The 14712-nt window shown below is 70.1% G+C and carries 13 protein-coding genes; 5 read left to right on the top strand and 8 right to left on the bottom strand.

The features are described from left to right. Positions 1-9 precede the first annotated feature (9 nt). Positions 10-2136 carry a tetratricopeptide repeat protein gene (locus tag ABZ532_RS14550; protein ID WP_361282477.1) on the top strand — a complete coding sequence of 709 codons (2127 nt, stop codon included), beginning with the start codon at positions 10-12 and terminating at the stop codon, positions 2134-2136. A gap of 50 nt (positions 2137-2186) precedes the next feature. Here ABZ532_RS14550 and ABZ532_RS14545 read toward each other — a convergent pair whose 3' ends face one another. Further along, positions 2187-3065, bottom strand: coding sequence for a BTAD domain-containing putative transcriptional regulator (locus ABZ532_RS14545; RefSeq protein WP_361282475.1), 879 nt, complete (start codon positions 3063-3065; stop codon positions 2187-2189). A 283-nt stretch (positions 3066-3348) separates the two neighbouring features. After that, entirely contained in the window at positions 3349-5403 is a 2055-nt protein-coding gene (locus ABZ532_RS14540) for a phosphocholine-specific phospholipase C (protein WP_361282473.1), read from the bottom strand. A 198-nt stretch (positions 5404-5601) separates the two neighbouring features. Here ABZ532_RS14540 and ABZ532_RS14535 point away from each other — a divergent pair, with 198 nt between their 5' ends. Continuing rightward, positions 5602-6741, top strand: coding sequence for a PP2C family protein-serine/threonine phosphatase (locus ABZ532_RS14535; protein ID WP_361282471.1), 1140 nt, complete (start codon positions 5602-5604; stop codon positions 6739-6741). 41 nt (positions 6742-6782) lie between these two features. On the opposite strand, the gene ABZ532_RS14530 is transcribed toward ABZ532_RS14535, so the two are convergent. The 4 genes from ABZ532_RS14530 to ABZ532_RS14515 form a co-directional block, all read right to left on the bottom strand. Further along, positions 6783-7511 (bottom strand): class I SAM-dependent methyltransferase, encoded by a 729-nt coding sequence (locus ABZ532_RS14530; RefSeq protein ID WP_361282469.1) that lies wholly within the window; start codon positions 7509-7511, stop codon positions 6783-6785. A gap of 134 nt (positions 7512-7645) precedes the next feature. Next, positions 7646-8104, bottom strand: coding sequence for an STAS domain-containing protein (locus ABZ532_RS14525; protein ID WP_361282467.1), 459 nt, complete (start codon positions 8102-8104; stop codon positions 7646-7648). Positions 8105-8261: 157 nt separating this feature from the next. After that, positions 8262-8699, bottom strand: a complete 438-nt coding sequence (locus ABZ532_RS14520) for an ATP-binding protein (RefSeq protein ID WP_361282465.1) — start codon at positions 8697-8699, stop codon at positions 8262-8264. A gap of 209 nt (positions 8700-8908) precedes the next feature. Continuing rightward, positions 8909-9448, bottom strand: a complete 540-nt coding sequence (locus ABZ532_RS14515) for a hypothetical protein (RefSeq protein ID WP_361282463.1) — start codon at positions 9446-9448, stop codon at positions 8909-8911. A gap of 315 nt (positions 9449-9763) precedes the next feature. Here ABZ532_RS14515 and ABZ532_RS14510 point away from each other — a divergent pair, with 315 nt between their 5' ends. Genes ABZ532_RS14510 through ABZ532_RS14500 form a run of 3 tightly spaced genes read left to right on the top strand, consistent with a single transcriptional unit; the run spans position 9764 to position 13178 of the window. Next, entirely contained in the window at positions 9764-11041 is a 1278-nt protein-coding gene (locus ABZ532_RS14510) for a fused response regulator/phosphatase (protein WP_361282461.1), read from the top strand. Further along, positions 11038-12741 carry an ATP-binding protein gene (locus tag ABZ532_RS14505; RefSeq protein ID WP_361282459.1) on the top strand — a complete coding sequence of 568 codons (1704 nt, stop codon included), beginning with the start codon at positions 11038-11040 and terminating at the stop codon, positions 12739-12741. Before ABZ532_RS14510 ends, ABZ532_RS14505 begins: the two co-directional genes overlap by 4 nt. After that, positions 12738-13178: a response regulator gene (locus tag ABZ532_RS14500; protein WP_361282457.1), complete on the top strand. Its 441-nt coding sequence runs from the start codon at positions 12738-12740 to the stop codon at positions 13176-13178. Before ABZ532_RS14505 ends, ABZ532_RS14500 begins: the two co-directional genes overlap by 4 nt. Here the strand turns inward: ABZ532_RS14500 and ABZ532_RS14495 are convergent. Together ABZ532_RS14495 and ABZ532_RS14490 are read right to left on the bottom strand one after the other, a co-directional pair. After that, positions 13150-13674, bottom strand: a complete 525-nt coding sequence (locus ABZ532_RS14495; RefSeq protein ID WP_361282455.1) for a MarR family transcriptional regulator — start codon at positions 13672-13674, stop codon at positions 13150-13152. The genes ABZ532_RS14500 and ABZ532_RS14495 overlap by 29 nt on opposite strands. Positions 13675-13791: 117 nt before the next feature. Beyond that, positions 13792-14682 (bottom strand): RNA polymerase sigma factor SigF, encoded by an 891-nt coding sequence (locus ABZ532_RS14490; protein WP_361282453.1) that lies wholly within the window; start codon positions 14680-14682, stop codon positions 13792-13794. Positions 14683-14712: the final 30 nt, after the last annotated feature.

Here is a 14712-nt window from a genome sequence, read left to right as displayed (position 1 = left end):
GGCAGGTTCATGACCGGCCACTACTGGATCTCGGCGTCTCCGAGCCATCAGCGCGACCGGCTGCGGGCCGGACTCGAAACGCGCTCCCCGATCGTGGTGGTGGACGCGCACCGGCGGCTTCGCGGTCCCTATACGGCGGCAGGCGAGCTGCTGCGGCTCGTGGCCCCGCGGGCGCTGCGACGAAACCCTGAGCTCGCCGCCCGTCACTACATCGAGCTCCAGGAAAGCACACCGGAGCTGACGCCACTCGTGCCTCCGATCGTGAGAGTCCTGGAGCAGAACGCCAAGGCACCGGGGGAGGCCAGCCGCTACCCCGCCCGGCTGCACTCGCTGCGAGTCGCACACGGCCTGGTCGACTTCCTGCTGGCCGCTCTGCCCGACGGCGACGGGAACCCGCGTACCCTGGTCGTGGAGAACGTCCAGCACGCCGATGTCACGGACCGCGAGTTCCTGTCAGCGGCGCTGCGTCGGATCCCCGCCGAACTGCTCACGCTCGTCGTGTGCACGGACACCGACGCCCTGGTCGATCCGCCGGGGATGCTCTCGGTCTCGCTGCCCGCCGAACTGACCGCGCACACCACCCGGATCTTCCTGCCGGCACACGGCACGGGCCCGCAGAAGGAGAGTGCCGGACCGGAGGACACACTGAAGGCCGCCGCCCGCTATGTCGAGGGCGACTGTGTCGACGACGACCCCGTGCTGATCGCCGCGTACGGAGGTCTCGCCCCCGAGGAGCGCACCGCCCTGCACGACCGCAGGGCCGAGGACCTGGCCGCGCGGGCGGAAGCGGAACCGTCACTGGCGCTCGGCGCCCTGCCGTACCACCTGCTGCGCGGCAGCGACCCCGGCGGCGCGGGTCTCGACGCCCTGCGCCGGGCCCAGGCCCGCTGCAAGTACCTGGGCTTCTACCACATCGCGGCGGAGATGGGTGACGACGGCCGGCAGCGCGTGGACCCCGCCGAACGCCCCGACCTGTGGTGGACCTTCACCCGGGAGACGGGCGTGTGCCTGGCCGCTGCGGGCCGCCCCGAGGAGTCGGCCGCGGTGCAGGATCAGGCGCGCACCGAGACCACCACGCCGATGCACCACATGAGCCTGGCCTACGAGACCGGGATGCTCTACGCCCGCCACTTCCCACCGGAACTGCGCGACGAGCGCCGGGCCAGGGCCTGGGTCAACCAGGCCATCGCGATCTCGGACCTGCTGCCCGACCCGAAGGAGCGTGCCTTCTACTCGGTGTTCAACCGCAACGGCCTCGCTCTCGTGGAGGTCAGGGCCGGGCGGACCGACGAGGCACTGCGGCTGCTGGACGAGGGCATGGCACGGCTGGACCGCGAACTGGGCATCGGCGAGCGCACCTGGCACCGCGTCGGACTGCGCTACAACCGAGCACAGGTGAACGGGATGAGCGGTCGGCTGGAAGAGGCACTCGCGGACTACGCCGGGATCATCGACGTCGACAGCGACTTCGCCGACCACCACTTCAACCGTGGCAGCATCCTGCGGAAACTCGGCCGGATCGCGGAGTCCATCGCCGACTACGAGCGTGCGCTCGCCCTCGAACCGCCCTTCCCGGAGGCGTACTACAACCGTGGCGACGCCCGGCTCGAAATCGGCGACGCCGAAGGCGCGCTGGCGGACTTCGACCGCACCCTGGAACTGGAGCCGGACCATCTCGAGGCACTGCTCGCCCGCGCCGGTCTGCTGGCCGACCTCGGGGACGCCGAGGCGGCGCTGGAGAGCGCGGACGCCGGGCTGCGCCAGGATCCCGAACACGCCCATCTGCTCTGCCTGCGTGGCCGGCTCCTGAGCGAGGCGGGGCGCGCGGCCGAAGCACGCGAGGCGCTGACGGCAGCGCTCCGCAGCGACCCGGAGCTCGCGGAGGCCTGGGCGGTGCGCGCTGAACTCGCCTACACGGAAGGTGACCTGACGGCCGCGCTGGCCGGCTTCGACCGGGCGGTGGAACTGGGCGACCGACCGGAGTTCCGCTTCAACCGGGGGGTGGTCCGCGAAGCGGCTGGCAGATTCAGCGAGGCGGTGGCCGACTTCGACGCGGTGCTCGCCGTCACAGACGACGCCGACGCACGCGGCCACAGGGAGTCGTGCCTGCGCGCGGCCGCCCGCACACACGCGTAGTTCCGGGTCCGGAGGGGGTCACCGCCGCGCAGGGCGGTGGCTCCCTCCCTTCATGCCTGGACCGCCCCGGCGGGGCGGCATCGCTCGTGACCGGCGTTTCCCGGACGGTTGCCACTGAGTAGCGCCTGCTGGGTGCCACGCAGGCCGGGTCCGGGCTCGATGCCGGTGTTCTCCACCACGGTGCGCCGGGCCCGGGCATAGGTGTCCAGGGCCTCCGCCCGTCGGCCTGTCTCGGCCAGGGCCACCATGAGCTGCTCGTGGAAGCCCTCGCGCAGCGGATGGCGGGCGCACAGCTCCGCCAGCTCACCGACCACCTCGCGGGCCCGGCCACGGCAGATGTCCGCGGCGATCCTGTCGTGGACCAGGGCCAGCCGCTCCTCTTCGAGCCGCACCGCGTAGTGGTCGGGCAGACAGCTCTGCCCGAGGTCGCCCAGTGGGGTGCCCCGCCACAGCGACAGCGCCTGGCGGAACGCATCGGCGGCGGCAGCGCAGTCCCGCGCGGCCATCAGCTCGTGTCCAAGTGCGGCCGACCCGCGGAAGCGGTCCAGATCCAGTTCGCCTGGGCGCACCTGGAGCAGATAGCCGGAGCCGGAGGTACGTAACAGGGGATGCGTGCGGGCGTCGTGGCCCCCGCGGCTGTGGCCCGGTTCCAGCGTCCTGCGCAGTCCCGACACGTACATCTGCAGGGCCGACACCGCGGACCGGGGCGGACTTCCGCCCCAGAGCTCGTCGATCAGCGTGTACATCGGGAACGGCCGGTTGGCGTGCAGCAGGAGGAGGATGAGCAGAGCCCGCTGCTTGAGGGCGGAAGGCGTGCAGAGCCTCCCCGCACGCCGGACCTCCAGCGGCCCCAGCACCAGATACGTCGCCTCGCCCGGCGGTTGCGTGCCGCTGCCTTCCGCCGTGCTTCTCTCCCGCGTGACCCGCACTGTTCCGTCACCCCCCGGTACGGCGCCCGGGGGCGCGCTCTCTGATGGTCGGTGCGCGCCGGTGAGGTTCTGGTGATCCGCTGCGCGCACGCCTTAGATAAGCGGCTGGCCCAGCGGGTGTCACCGGTGCGAACAGGCCAACCGCAAGCGGAATGCCGTGGTCACGTCTTGCGCGCCGCTCCGGTGCATACGGCGATGCCGGAGCGGCGCTTGAGGTGCCGGCCGGTTGGCCGGATCAGGCGGTAGGCCGGGCACTGGTGCACCCACTGATTGAGGCAGTGGCTCAGACAGTGAGGATGCCGGGGTCCGAGAGCCCCGCCGAGCCGGTCTCGACATGGCCCGCGAGGCGGCGCAGGAAGTCGGCCTGACCCGCGGCGGTGACCGTCACGTCGTACCAGTTGCGGCAGCGGGTCAGATCGACACTGTGCCGCACGGTCGTGCCCGCGCGCACCGTGAGGGTGCGCGAGGCGCCGTCGTAGGCGTTGGTGATCGTCAGGCGGGCGTCCGAGGCAGCGGAGTTGGCGAGGGTCAGTTCGAGGTTGCCGGTGGTGTCGTGCCGGGCGGTCACCTCGGGCCCCGCGCTCCTGCCGGGGTTGCGGAAGCGGCGCAGGAAGCCGTTCGGGCCGTGCACGGTCAGGTCCGTGACGCCCTTCGAGTAGCGCGTGTTCCACCTGTCGGCGACCGACTTCCCGGCTTCGGCGGTGTACGTCCAGGGCGCGTCGGTGCGGTTGGCGGAGGTGACGTGGAACTGGGCGCCTGCGGCCGGCCCGCCGCTGAAGGTGAGCCGGTATGTGCCCGCGGCGGTGTCCGCGGCACCGTCCACGTACGGCGCGTACCTCAGCGGACGGGTGGGCTTGCTGCCCCGCTCCTGGCGGGGCATGGTGCCGACGGCCGGAGCGGTGGGGCGGTAGTCGGAGTGGCGCTCGCGGTCGGGTGGGAAGTAGGCGTCGGTCGGGGGTAGTTCGGCCGGGCCGGTTTCCGTACGAGCGAAGTCGAAGGCGGATGTCAGATCGCCGCAGACGGCACGCCGCCAGGGGGAGATGTTGGGCTCGCGCACCCCGAAGCGGCGCTCCATGAAGCGGATGACGGAGGTGTGGTCGAAGGTCTCGGAGCAGGTGAAGCCGCCGGTGCTCCAGGGGGAGACGACCATCATCGGCACCCGGGGGCCGAGCCCGTACGGTCCGGCGGTGAAACCGGAGCCGCCGGGGTAGTGGTCGAGCGCCGTCGGGGTGGTGGACAGTCCCTGGCCGGGACCGGCGGGCGCGTACGGCGGCACGACGTGGTCGAAGAAGCCGTCGTTCTCGTCGTAGGTGATGAACAGGGCGGTACGCGCCCATACGTCGGGGTTCGAGGTCAGCGCGTCCAGGACCTGCGAGATGTACCAGGCGCCGTAGTTGGACGGCCAGTTGGAGTGCTCGGAGAAGGCCTCGGGGGCCGCGATCCAGGAGACCTCGGGCAGTCGGCCCGCCTGGACGTCGGCGCGCAGGACGTCGAAGTACCCGTCGCCGTTCCTGGCGTCGGTGCCGGTGCGTGCCTTGTCGTACAGCGGGTCACCGGGCCGTGCGTTGCGGTACGTGTGGAAGTACAGCAGGGAGTTGTCGCCGTAGTTGCCGCGGTAGGCGTCCTCGATCCAGCCCCAGGACCCCGCGGCGTCCAGACCGTCACCGGTGTCCTGGTAGATCCTCCAGGAGATTCCGGCGTCCTCCAGGCGCTCGGGATACGTGGTCCAGCCGTATCCGGCCTCGGCGTTGTTGAGGACCGGGCCGCCTCCGGTGCCGTCGTTGCCGGTGTGGCCCGTCCACAGGTAGTAGCGGTTCGGGTCAGTGGAACCGATGACGGAGCAGTGGTACGCGTCGCAGAGGGTGAAGGCATCGGCGAGCGCGTAGTGGAAGGGGATGTCCTCACGGGTCAGATATGCCATGGTCGTGGCGGTCTTCGCCGGCACCCACTGGTCGTATCGGCCCCTGTTGAAGGCCTTCTGGCCGCCTTCCCAGTCGTGGTTGAGTCCCTGGAGGAACTCCATGCCGAGGTCGTCCGCGGGAGGACGGAACGGCAGGGTCTCCTTCTTGCCGTCCGACTGGTGCCAGACCGGCTTTCCGTTCGGCAGGGTGACCGGGCGGGGGTCGCCGAAGCCCCGGACGCCCCTCATCGCTCCGAAGTAGTGATCGAAGGAACGATTCTCCTGCATGAGCACCACGATGTGCTCGACATCCTGGATGGTGCCTGTGCCGCCCTGGGCGGGGATGGCGGCTGCCCGGGCGATGCTCTCGGAGAGCATCGTGACGGCGGCGGTGCCACCGGCGAGCTGGAGGAAGCGACGGCGGTTGAGATCGGCCATGGGTGAGTTGACCTCCGCTGGTGAGGGGCCCGGAATCCGCGCCCCCAGGACAGCGGCTGCGGGGCACCGGGCGGCGGACGCCGTATGGCCGACCGGGGTACGGCGGGCGAATCCTCGTGGGGGAGTGCTGAGCGCTCGGGTGATCCGCTGTGACCGCGAGGAGTGGAAGTGTGTGCCCGGAGCAGGCAGGCTGATGGCATGCGGTCGGTCTTCCGCTCATCCGTGCGACCAGATGCGGGCGGTCACCACCGGGTCCTCTGGGTGCTTGCGCAGTGTCTGCCCTTCGCGATCGCGGTCCTGGTGGTGGTCATCGAGCTCACGCCCCTGCATGTCGTGTACACGGGCCCCCTGCTCACCGCGACACCGGCACTGGCGGCGGTGACGATGGGGCCCGGGGGCACCATGGCGGCAGCGGGCTTCGCCCTGGTCGTCAGCGTGATCACTGCCACCTACAACCAGGCCTGGGGAACGCAGCAGGTCTACACCAACATCCTCGCCCTGCTGCTGGTGTCCGCGGCCGGCATCATGACCAGCAGAGCGGCGCGTACACGTAGCGAGATCGAGCTCAACCAGATCCGCAGGATCGCCGTCGCCGCACAGGAGGTGCTGCTGCGACCGGTTCCCGCCCGGATCGGTCCGCTGCGCGCGAGCAGCATGTACCTCGCCGCCGAGACCGGGGCGCAGATCGGCGGGGATCTCTACGAGGCCGTGGAGACCCGCTACGGGGTAAGGCTGATCGTCGGTGATGTCCGGGGCAAGGGGCTTCCCGCCGTGCGCGCCGCCGCGGCCGTGCTGGGTGCCTTCCGGGAGGCGGTCCACTACCAGGAGGATCTGGTGGACGTCTTGGACCACTGCGAGGCGGCCCTGGAACGGTCACGCCGCTCGCCGGGCGTGGACCCGGACGCCCGGGTGGAGGGGTTTGTCACGGCACTGGTGGTCCAGGTCCCGCGGGAGTCGGTGATCGAAGTCGTCAACCGAGGCCATCCGCCCCCGCTGGTGCTGCACCACGGCAGGGCCGAGGCCCTGATGCCGGCGTGCCCCCTCCCCCCACTCGGTCTTGAGGAGCTCATGACCCATCCCTCGAAGGGCAGGGCGGAGTCCTATCCGTTCAACCCCGGAGACCGCCTGCTGCTGCACACCGACGGAGTGATCGAGGCCCGCAACAGCGACAACGAATTCTTCGTGCTGCCCGATGCCATGGAAGCAGTGCGGGGCAGCACTCCCGAGGCGTTTCTGGAGGAGCTCCACCAGGCGCTGGTGCGGCACACCGGGGGCAGCCTCGCCGACGATGTCGCGATGGTGATCATCGAGAGGGCCGAGGAGAGGGCCGAGCGCTGAGAATGGCCGGCCCCGGCGGGGAGTCCGCCCTCACGGGCGTGTCAGTCCTTGCTGAACAGCGCGGTCCACAGGAAGTCCTCACCGAAGTACCGGGACCCGGCAGGCTCGTGACGCATGCGGCGCAGCTCCACCTCGGTGAACGCGGAGAAGATCTCGCGCAGTGACTCCGGTGTGTAGGCGAGCCCGCCGTGCAGTCGGGACTGCCGGTAGAAGTCCGCATCGGACAGCTCGGAGCCCATCGCTCCCGCGGCGAAGCAGGTCAGTGCGAAACGGCCGCCGGGCGCGAGCACGTCGTCCAGCAGGGACAGATAGCTGACGCGCCGATGGGGCGCGAGGTGGTGGAAGCAGCCCGAGTCGTAGACCAGGTCATACGGGCCGCCCCAGCCGGTCCCGGTCAGCTCGAAGGCACTGCCGCGGCGGAATCTGACGTCGGCTCCGGCTGCCCGGGCCCGTTCCCCGGCCCAGGCGATCGCGGTGGAGGAGAGGTCGATGGCGTCCACCTGGAAACCCAGCGAGGCCAGATGGATAGCATTGCGTCCCGGGCCGCAGCCCAGGTCGAGGGCGCGGCCCGGGACGATCAGACCCCTGTCGATGTACGAGGCCAGATTCTCGTCCGGCTCGGCGACGAAGAAGGGCACCGGCTTGGAACGGTCGGAGTAGAACTCGTCCCACCAGGTCGACGCCCGGTCCGTCCATCGGTCGGCGTCGGCCGCGAACAAGCCGTCCATCAGGTTGAGCACATCGTCGACCGTCCGTACGTACCTGTCCAAGAGGCTCCCCTTTCCCTGCCGGAAACCTACCGTCGGGCTAAGAGAAAGCCCAGCTCAGCCGGTATGTGAAAAGGCGCGGGACGGGCGCCGGCGGGGCTCTTGGGCCTCGGGCGGGCCAGGGGGCGCGATCATGCTCAAAGATCTGCTGGCGCCCGCTCCGAACGCCGCTGCAGCGGTGCTCCGGGCGACTCCCGGCCCGGCTTTCCGAGGAGATCCGGACGGTCCGTCTCGTGGGCCCGGACGGCTGCCAGGGCCGCGTCCGTATCCGCGTGGACGGCCGTGGTCAGGCTGAGGCCCGTGATGTCGAAGAGCTTGCGCACCAGGGGGGTCGGAGCCGAGATGTGGACATCACCACCGGCTGCCCGGGCCTCACGGGTGGTTCTGATCATGACGTTCAGCCCAGAGGAGTCCATGAAGTCCAGGGCGGACAGTTCCAGCACGAGATGCCGGCGACCGTGCAGGAACTGATTCGCGAGGTGGTGATGGAGCAAGGTCGCCGTGTCGACGTCCAGCTCGCCGCGGATCCGGGCGATCGCCGTGACGGCGTCGTGGATCTCGACCTCGACGTCCAGGTTCTGTTCTCGCTGGGACATGAGCCTCCGCTTTCGCATGATTCAGTTCCGGGGCCTGAACACGGGTGCCACCGGGGAGCGCCGGCGCCTCGACCGCCGCTGGTCGGCGTCTGCCCGCGATCCGCTCCGGTACACGTCGAAGGCGGCTTCGCACGACGTGTACCGGAGCGGATCGCGGTCATATCAGGCCCACGAGGACCTGGATGGTCTTGCCGCCCCGCAGCGGAGTGACGGTGATGTCCCGGCACAGCCGCTGGATCAGGGGCCAGCCATGGCCGCCGGGCAGCGTGCCGTAGGAGTCGTCCGCGTGGGACACGGTCGCGGGCCGCACCCGGCTGCGGTCGGTCACCTGGAGGCGCAAGCCCTCCCGGGTGATGCGCGCGGCGAAACGCGTCACACCGCCACCGTGCAGGATCGCGTTGGTCACCAGCTCGGAGGTGACCAGGAGCGCGTCCGCGAGGCGGCTCTCCTCGACGCGGCCGGCGGATCCGCCGGCCGCCGGGTCTCCGTCCCCGCTCAACAGCCCCCGTACGGTGGCCCGGGCTTCGGCCGCGCTCCCAGGGCGGGACCACTCAGGGTTCCCCGTGGCAGCTGCTGTGATCTCGGATGTGGTCATGTGCGTGATCTCCCCGTTCGGCCTTACGGAGCCCCCTTCGGTCTCTTGTGCCCCAAGCGGCTCCCGGCACACCGGCCTTGTGTACGCCGTAATGGAGCGGACCGTGAGGACGTCCGGTGCGGCCGGACGCGTCCCGGCCGTCCGGTGCGCCGGCCATGGAGCCCGCGCGGGACGCGAGAGCGAACGCCCCGTGCGGGGCCTATGGGAGGTCATGTCCGGCTGCCCTGGCCGGTGCCGCGCACGGACACCCGGCGCCGGGCCCGGCCGCGACGTGCCGCGGCGGCGAGCGCCCGGTCCTGTGCCGTCACCGCGACCAGCTCCTCGAAGAGCGCACGGCCCCCGACCAGTGCCTGCCGCAGCGATTCGGCATCCGCCTGCCCCGATGCCGCCTCTGCGCAGGCCTGGTGCAGCCGCAGTGCACCCTGTGCCCGTTCCGGGAAGACCGCGGCCACGGTGCGGAACCGCTCCTCACGCGGACCGGCGGGGAAGCCGCGTGCGACGGTCAGTTGGTCCAGCAGCTCGGCGGCCTTGGTCACCGCTGCTGCGGGGGAGTCCACGAACCGTTCCTGAAGTCCGGCCCACAGGGCCACGTACTGGTCCCGCTCGGCGTCACTCAGCGGTTTCATCCTCAGCCGGCCGAACCGGCGTTGCGGGCGGCTGGTGTCGTTCCACCTCACCGGCCGCGCCAGCACAAGGGCGACGGTGAGCACAACCGCCACCCCGAGGATGGCGAGCGCACTGACGGACATGGCTCACTCCTTTCACGGGGATCGTCACTCCCGTAGGGTCACTGTGACACCGGGTTACCGGATCGCCGTCCGGCAAACGCGTGGGTGACTGCATGGGCGGACAAGCGGAGGAGCAGGCCCGGAGTGGGGGCATGCGCCGCCGCATTGTCCTGGCCCCGCCGACAACCCGGGTCTCGTCAACCTTCATGCCCCTGGTGAGCCCCCATACGGGGGTGTGCTGATCGAGTGCAATTGTTGGCCTGCGGCAAGTATTCTTCTTGCCGCCCCGCCGCCCTTTGTTGCGGCCGGGGACCATCCGGGGAAGGGGACACGAGCGTGACCAGCGCTGTCGGGGCTCAGGGTTCGGGTGCGCGGTTGCCGCGCACCTCGACGGCCCCACTGCCATCGCCCATGCCCGCGCCCGACCTCCGTGTCGGGATGGACGCCTCCTCGACGATCCTTCTGGTGGAGGACGACGACGGTGACGCACTTCTCGTGGAGGAGATGCTGCGGGACGGTGATCTGACAGTACGTCTGAACCGGGCCCGTTCCCTCGCCGATGCGCTGGGCATGCTGGAGCGCACCACCGGGACGCGCACCCCGTGCGTGCTGCTCGACCTGCATCTGCCCGATGCCCAGGGCCTCGACGTCGTCCATCAGGTGCTCGCGACCGCTCCGGACGCCGCCGTCGTGGTGCTGACCGGCCTCGCGGAGGAGGGAGTGGGGCTGTCCGCGGTCGCGGCCGGGGCCCAGGACTACCTGATGAAGGGCTCCCTGGACCCCATGGTCCTCGCCCGGTCCATCCGCTACGCCGTCCAGCGCCGCCAGATCGAGCAGGCCGCGGTCGCCCTGGAGGCCAGCCGGATGCAGGCACGGGAGAACGCGCGTCTGGAGCGCGGGCTGCTGCCGTCCCCGCTACTGGAGGGCGGTTCGGTGAAGGTCTACTCCCGCTATGAACCGAGCCGGGCCAGCGGACTGCTCAGCGGCGACTTCTTCGACGTCGTCGAGAAGGCGGACGGGACGGTCCACGCCGTCATCGGTGATGTCTCTGGCCACGGACCCGACGAGGCGGCACTCGGTGTGTGCCTGCGCGTGGCCTGGCGGTCGTTCACTCTTGCCGGTGTTACGGGCACCACCGTGTGCCGACTCATGCAAAGGGTCCTGGTGGCCGAGCGTACGGGTACGGAGATCTTCGCCACGGTGACCACCGTCGAACTGCCGCCCGGGCTGACCAAGGCGAAGGTGGTGCGGGCCGGCCACCCCCCGCTCATGCTCCGGCAGAACGCCGAGGTCCGCATGGCCGAGACCACGGTGGGCCCCGCTCTGGGCATGCTGCCCGACGGGGCGTTCGACTGGCACGAGGACATGCTGGACCTTCCCCCGGTCGGTGCGCTGGCGCTCTTCACCGACGGCCTGTTCGAAGGCCGGATCAGCACGGACGGTCGACGACTGGGGGAGGAGGGACTGCTCGCCCTGGCGTCGGCCTGTGCGGACCGTGGGGCGGAGGAGTTCGTCTCCGCGGTGATGTCCGAAACGAGGGCGCTGTCGGCCGACCACGGAGGCCACGGTGACGATGTGGCGCTCCTGTACCTCGAATGGAGCAGGCAAAAGTGACCACAGGCCACAACGAGGCTCCACCGCACTGCGGCACAGGACCGTCCGGGCGCACCAAAGGCGCCTGGCTGACCGTGACGCAGTGGTTCTGGCTCGCGTTCACCGCCGTGCTGGTCGGCGTGTGCGGTTTCGCCGCCGGGGGAGCGCAACTGCTCTCCGAGAACGCCGCGAAGTCCGATGAACTCGTCGACCGCATCCAGCCCGCACGGGTCGACGCCTACCGGTTCCAGAAGGCCTTCATCGACCAGGAGACGGGCATACGGGGATACGCGCTCTCCCGTGACTCCCGCTGGCTTGACCCCTACACACAGGGACAGCGGGACGCCGCGTCCGCCGGTCGTGCCCTCCGCTCCGGGCTGGCGGACGACGACTCCCGGGTGCTCGCCTCGCTGAGCCGTGTGGAGCGTCTGGCGGATGCCTGGCGCAGCGGCTATGCGGTCCCCCTCGTCGCACGCGTCCGTGAGGGCGGCTCGGTGACCAGCGATTCCGAAGAGCTTCGGGCCAGCAAGGCCGCGTTCGACCGGCTGCGGGCCGGATTCGACACGCTCAACGCGGATCTGCTCGCCGACCGCAACGCGGCGCGGTCCGAGATGCACCGCACCCGCGCCGCCCACAACTGGCTCTTCGCCGGAATGCTGGGCGCGTTCGTGGTGATCGCCCTCGGTCTCGCCGTACTGCTGTACAAGGCGGTGGCCCGCCCCCTCACCTCGCTGCGCCTGGCGTCCCAGCGGGTCGCCGACGGTGACTTCGACCGGCCGATCGAACCCGCCGGACCCGCCGACATCCAGCACCTCGCCGACGTGGTGGAGTCCATGCGGCGCCGGGTGATCACCGCGCTCGGCGAGTCCCGGACCCGCGCCGACCTGCTGGCCCAGCGCACCGCTGAACTCGACGAGCAGACCGTGGAGCTGCGGCGCTCCAACGCGGAGCTGGAGCAGTTCGCCTATGTGGCCTCGCACGACCTCCAGGAGCCTCTCAGGAAGGTGGCTTCCTTCTGCCAGCTGCTGGAGAAGAGGTACGGCGACCAGCTGGACGACCGGGCCAAGCAGTACATCGACTTCGCCGTCGACGGCGCCAAGCGCATGCAGATTCTCATCAACGATCTGCTGACCTACTCCCGCGTGGGCCGGGTCAACGACGCCAGGGACGAGGTCGAGCTCGACAACGCCCTGGACAAGGCGCTCGCCAACCTCGGCGCGGCGGTGGAGGAGGCGGGCGCCGTGATCGAGCGCCCTGAGCACCTCGGGGCCACCACCGGCGATCCCACCCTGCTGACCATGCTGTGGCAGAACATCGTCGGCAATGCCGTGAAGTTCCGCGCCCCCGAACGCCCGCCCGTGGTCCGTATCACCGCGGAACGCGACGACAGTGGCGATCCCGCCGGCAGCGGCGAAGGCAGCGCCGACCGCGAGAGCGACGGGACCGGCGTCTGGCGCTACCGCGTCACCGACAACGGAATCGGGATCCCCGCGGAGTTCAGCGAGAAGGTCTTCGTGATCTTCCAGCGGCTCCATGGGCGTGACACCTACACCGGTACGGGCATAGGGCTCGCGCTCTGCAAGAAGATCGTCGAGTACCACGGCGGCCGCATCTGGATCGAAAGCGCCCACACCGGTGGCACCGAGATCCACTTCACCCTGCCCGCAGCCGGTCCCGCCACCACCCCCATCCTCAGCAGCGCCACAGGAGACCACGCATGAACGCCGCTTCCCAGCCGATCGAGGTCCTCCTGGTCGAGGACGACCCGGGCGATGAGCTGATGACCCGGGAGGCCTTCGAGGACAACAAGATCGGCAACACGCTCCATGTGGTCCGGGACGGCCAGGAGGCGCTCGACTTCCTCTACCGCAGGGGTGAGCACGGCGACGCGCCCCGTCCGGACCTCATCCTCCTCGACCTCAACCTCCCCAAGTACGACGGCCGGCAGGTCCTGGAACGCATCAAGGCGGACACCGACCTCACGCATATCCCGGTCGTCGTGCTGACCACGTCGTCGGCCGAGGAGGACATCCTGCGCAGCTACCGGCTCCACGCCAGCGCCTATGTGACCAAGCCGGTGGACCTGGAACAGTTCATCGCGGCCATCAGGAAGATCGACGACTTCTTCGTCACGGTCGTGCGTCTGCCACGTCCCTGATCCTGAGCGGCTGGCCATGCCCGCACTCCGCAGGCTGCTGCCGCCGGTCCAGCGCATCGCGGATGCCGGTGAGGCCTTCCAGCAGGGCGGCACGGGCAGCGGGGGCCATGGCGCCGATGGCGGTCAGCAGGACCTCCTCGCGCTGCGCGCGTACCTCGCGCAGATACGCCTCTGCCCTGGCGGTCAGATGCAGGGTGAGTTCTCTGCGGCTCACCCTGCTCCGGGTGCGTTCCACGAATCCCATGGCCTCGAGGCGGTGGCACAGGCGGCTCACGGATGACGGCGCCGCTCCGAGTAGCTCGCCCAGAGCGCGGAGACTGGTGCCTTCGGCCCGCTCGATGCCGTAGAGCACACGCCGCTGGGAGGCGGACACCGGAGTCGGTGCGACGGTCTCACGGCCCCGCTCCCAGAGGACTTCGAGCAGCTCGACGACGTCACCCGCGGCCTGGGGGGCCCCGGGTGACCGGTGTCGGGAGGGAGTGGGCTCCGTACGCATATTTTGGGACACTCCGAATCGGCCATGTCTTCCGCATGGCAACTGTATCCCCACCGCCGTGCCCGGTCCGTGGCATGTTCGCCACGGACCGGGCACGCGCTCCGGACTCTGCCCGGATCAGGCGGCGGTTTCGAGGAGGCCCTTGCGCAGCCGCTTGATGATGCGGTTGAGCAGACGGGAGACATGCATCTGGGAGATGTCCAGCTGTTCACCGATCTGGGCCTGGGTGAGCTCCATGACGAAGCGCATGTGCAGGATGCGGCGGTCACGGTCGTCCAGCTGGGCGATCAGCGGTGCGAGGGAGTGGAAGTCCTCGATGAGCTCCAGGGCCCGCTCTTCCTCGCCGATGAAGTCGGCCAGCGCGGCCTCGCTGTCCTGAGCGGCGTCGCCGGAGAGCGCGGCGTCGAGGGAAGCGGAGTTGTAGGCGTTGGACGCCTTGCGCGCCTCGATGACCTCTTCCTCCGTCAGGGACATGAGCTCGGACAGCTCACGCACGGTGGGAGTGCGGCCGAGGCGGCTGCGCAGTTCCTCGGTGGCCTTGGCCAGCTCGACCCTGGCTTCCTGGAGCCGCCGGGGGACATGCACGGCCCAGCTGGTGTCGCGGAAGAACCGCTTGATCTCGCCGACGATGCAGGGCACGGCGAAGGTGGTGAACTCCACCTCGCGGGACAGGTCGAACCGGTCGATGGCCTTGATCAGGCCGATCGTGCCGACCTGCACGATGTCCTCCATCTCGTCCGCGCCCCGGCTGCGGAACCGGCCCGCGGCGTAGCGGACCAGGGACAGGTTCATCTCGATCAGCGTGTTGCGCACGTACTGGAACTCGGGCGTGCCTTCCTCCAACACCGCCAGACGGGCGAAGAACTGACGGGAGAGCTCCCGTGCGTCCTGGGGAGACACCAGCAAGGGAGCCTCGGGCCGGTCGAGCGAGTCGAGAAGGTCGTGGGTGTCAGCCGCCACCGTCGTCGTGTCATGTGCCGTGGTGATCGCTGCGCTCACGATAGCCATACCCTTCACCTCTGTCTTCCGATCCGTCGG

This window comes from Streptomyces sp. NPDC019396, assembly GCF_040632375.1.
Taxonomy (GTDB): Bacteria; Actinomycetota; Actinomycetes; order Streptomycetales; family Streptomycetaceae; genus Streptomyces.
Note: the sequence above shows the minus strand (reverse complement) of the source record. Positions and strands in the feature narration are given on the sequence as shown.

Coding starts and splice junctions, on each gene's coding strand:
- ABZ532_RS14490 (WP_361282453.1), bottom strand. CDS start 14,682: ATGGCTATCGTGAGCGCAGCGATCACCACGGCACATGACACGACGACG.
- ABZ532_RS14515 (WP_361282463.1), bottom strand. CDS start 9,448: ATGTCCGTCAGTGCGCTCGCCATCCTCGGGGTGGCGGTTGTGCTCACC.
- ABZ532_RS14535 (WP_361282471.1), top strand. CDS start 5,602: ATGCGGTCGGTCTTCCGCTCATCCGTGCGACCAGATGCGGGCGGTCAC.
- ABZ532_RS14500 (WP_361282457.1), top strand. CDS start 12,738: ATGAACGCCGCTTCCCAGCCGATCGAGGTCCTCCTGGTCGAGGACGAC.
- ABZ532_RS14525 (WP_361282467.1), bottom strand. CDS start 8,104: ATGTCCCAGCGAGAACAGAACCTGGACGTCGAGGTCGAGATCCACGAC.
- ABZ532_RS14550 (WP_361282477.1), top strand. CDS start 10: ATGACCGGCCACTACTGGATCTCGGCGTCTCCGAGCCATCAGCGCGAC.
- ABZ532_RS14495 (WP_361282455.1), bottom strand. CDS start 13,674: ATGCGTACGGAGCCCACTCCCTCCCGACACCGGTCACCCGGGGCCCCC.
- ABZ532_RS14540 (WP_361282473.1), bottom strand. CDS start 5,403: ATGGCCGATCTCAACCGCCGTCGCTTCCTCCAGCTCGCCGGTGGCACC.
- ABZ532_RS14520 (WP_361282465.1), bottom strand. CDS start 8,699: ATGACCACATCCGAGATCACAGCAGCTGCCACGGGGAACCCTGAGTGG.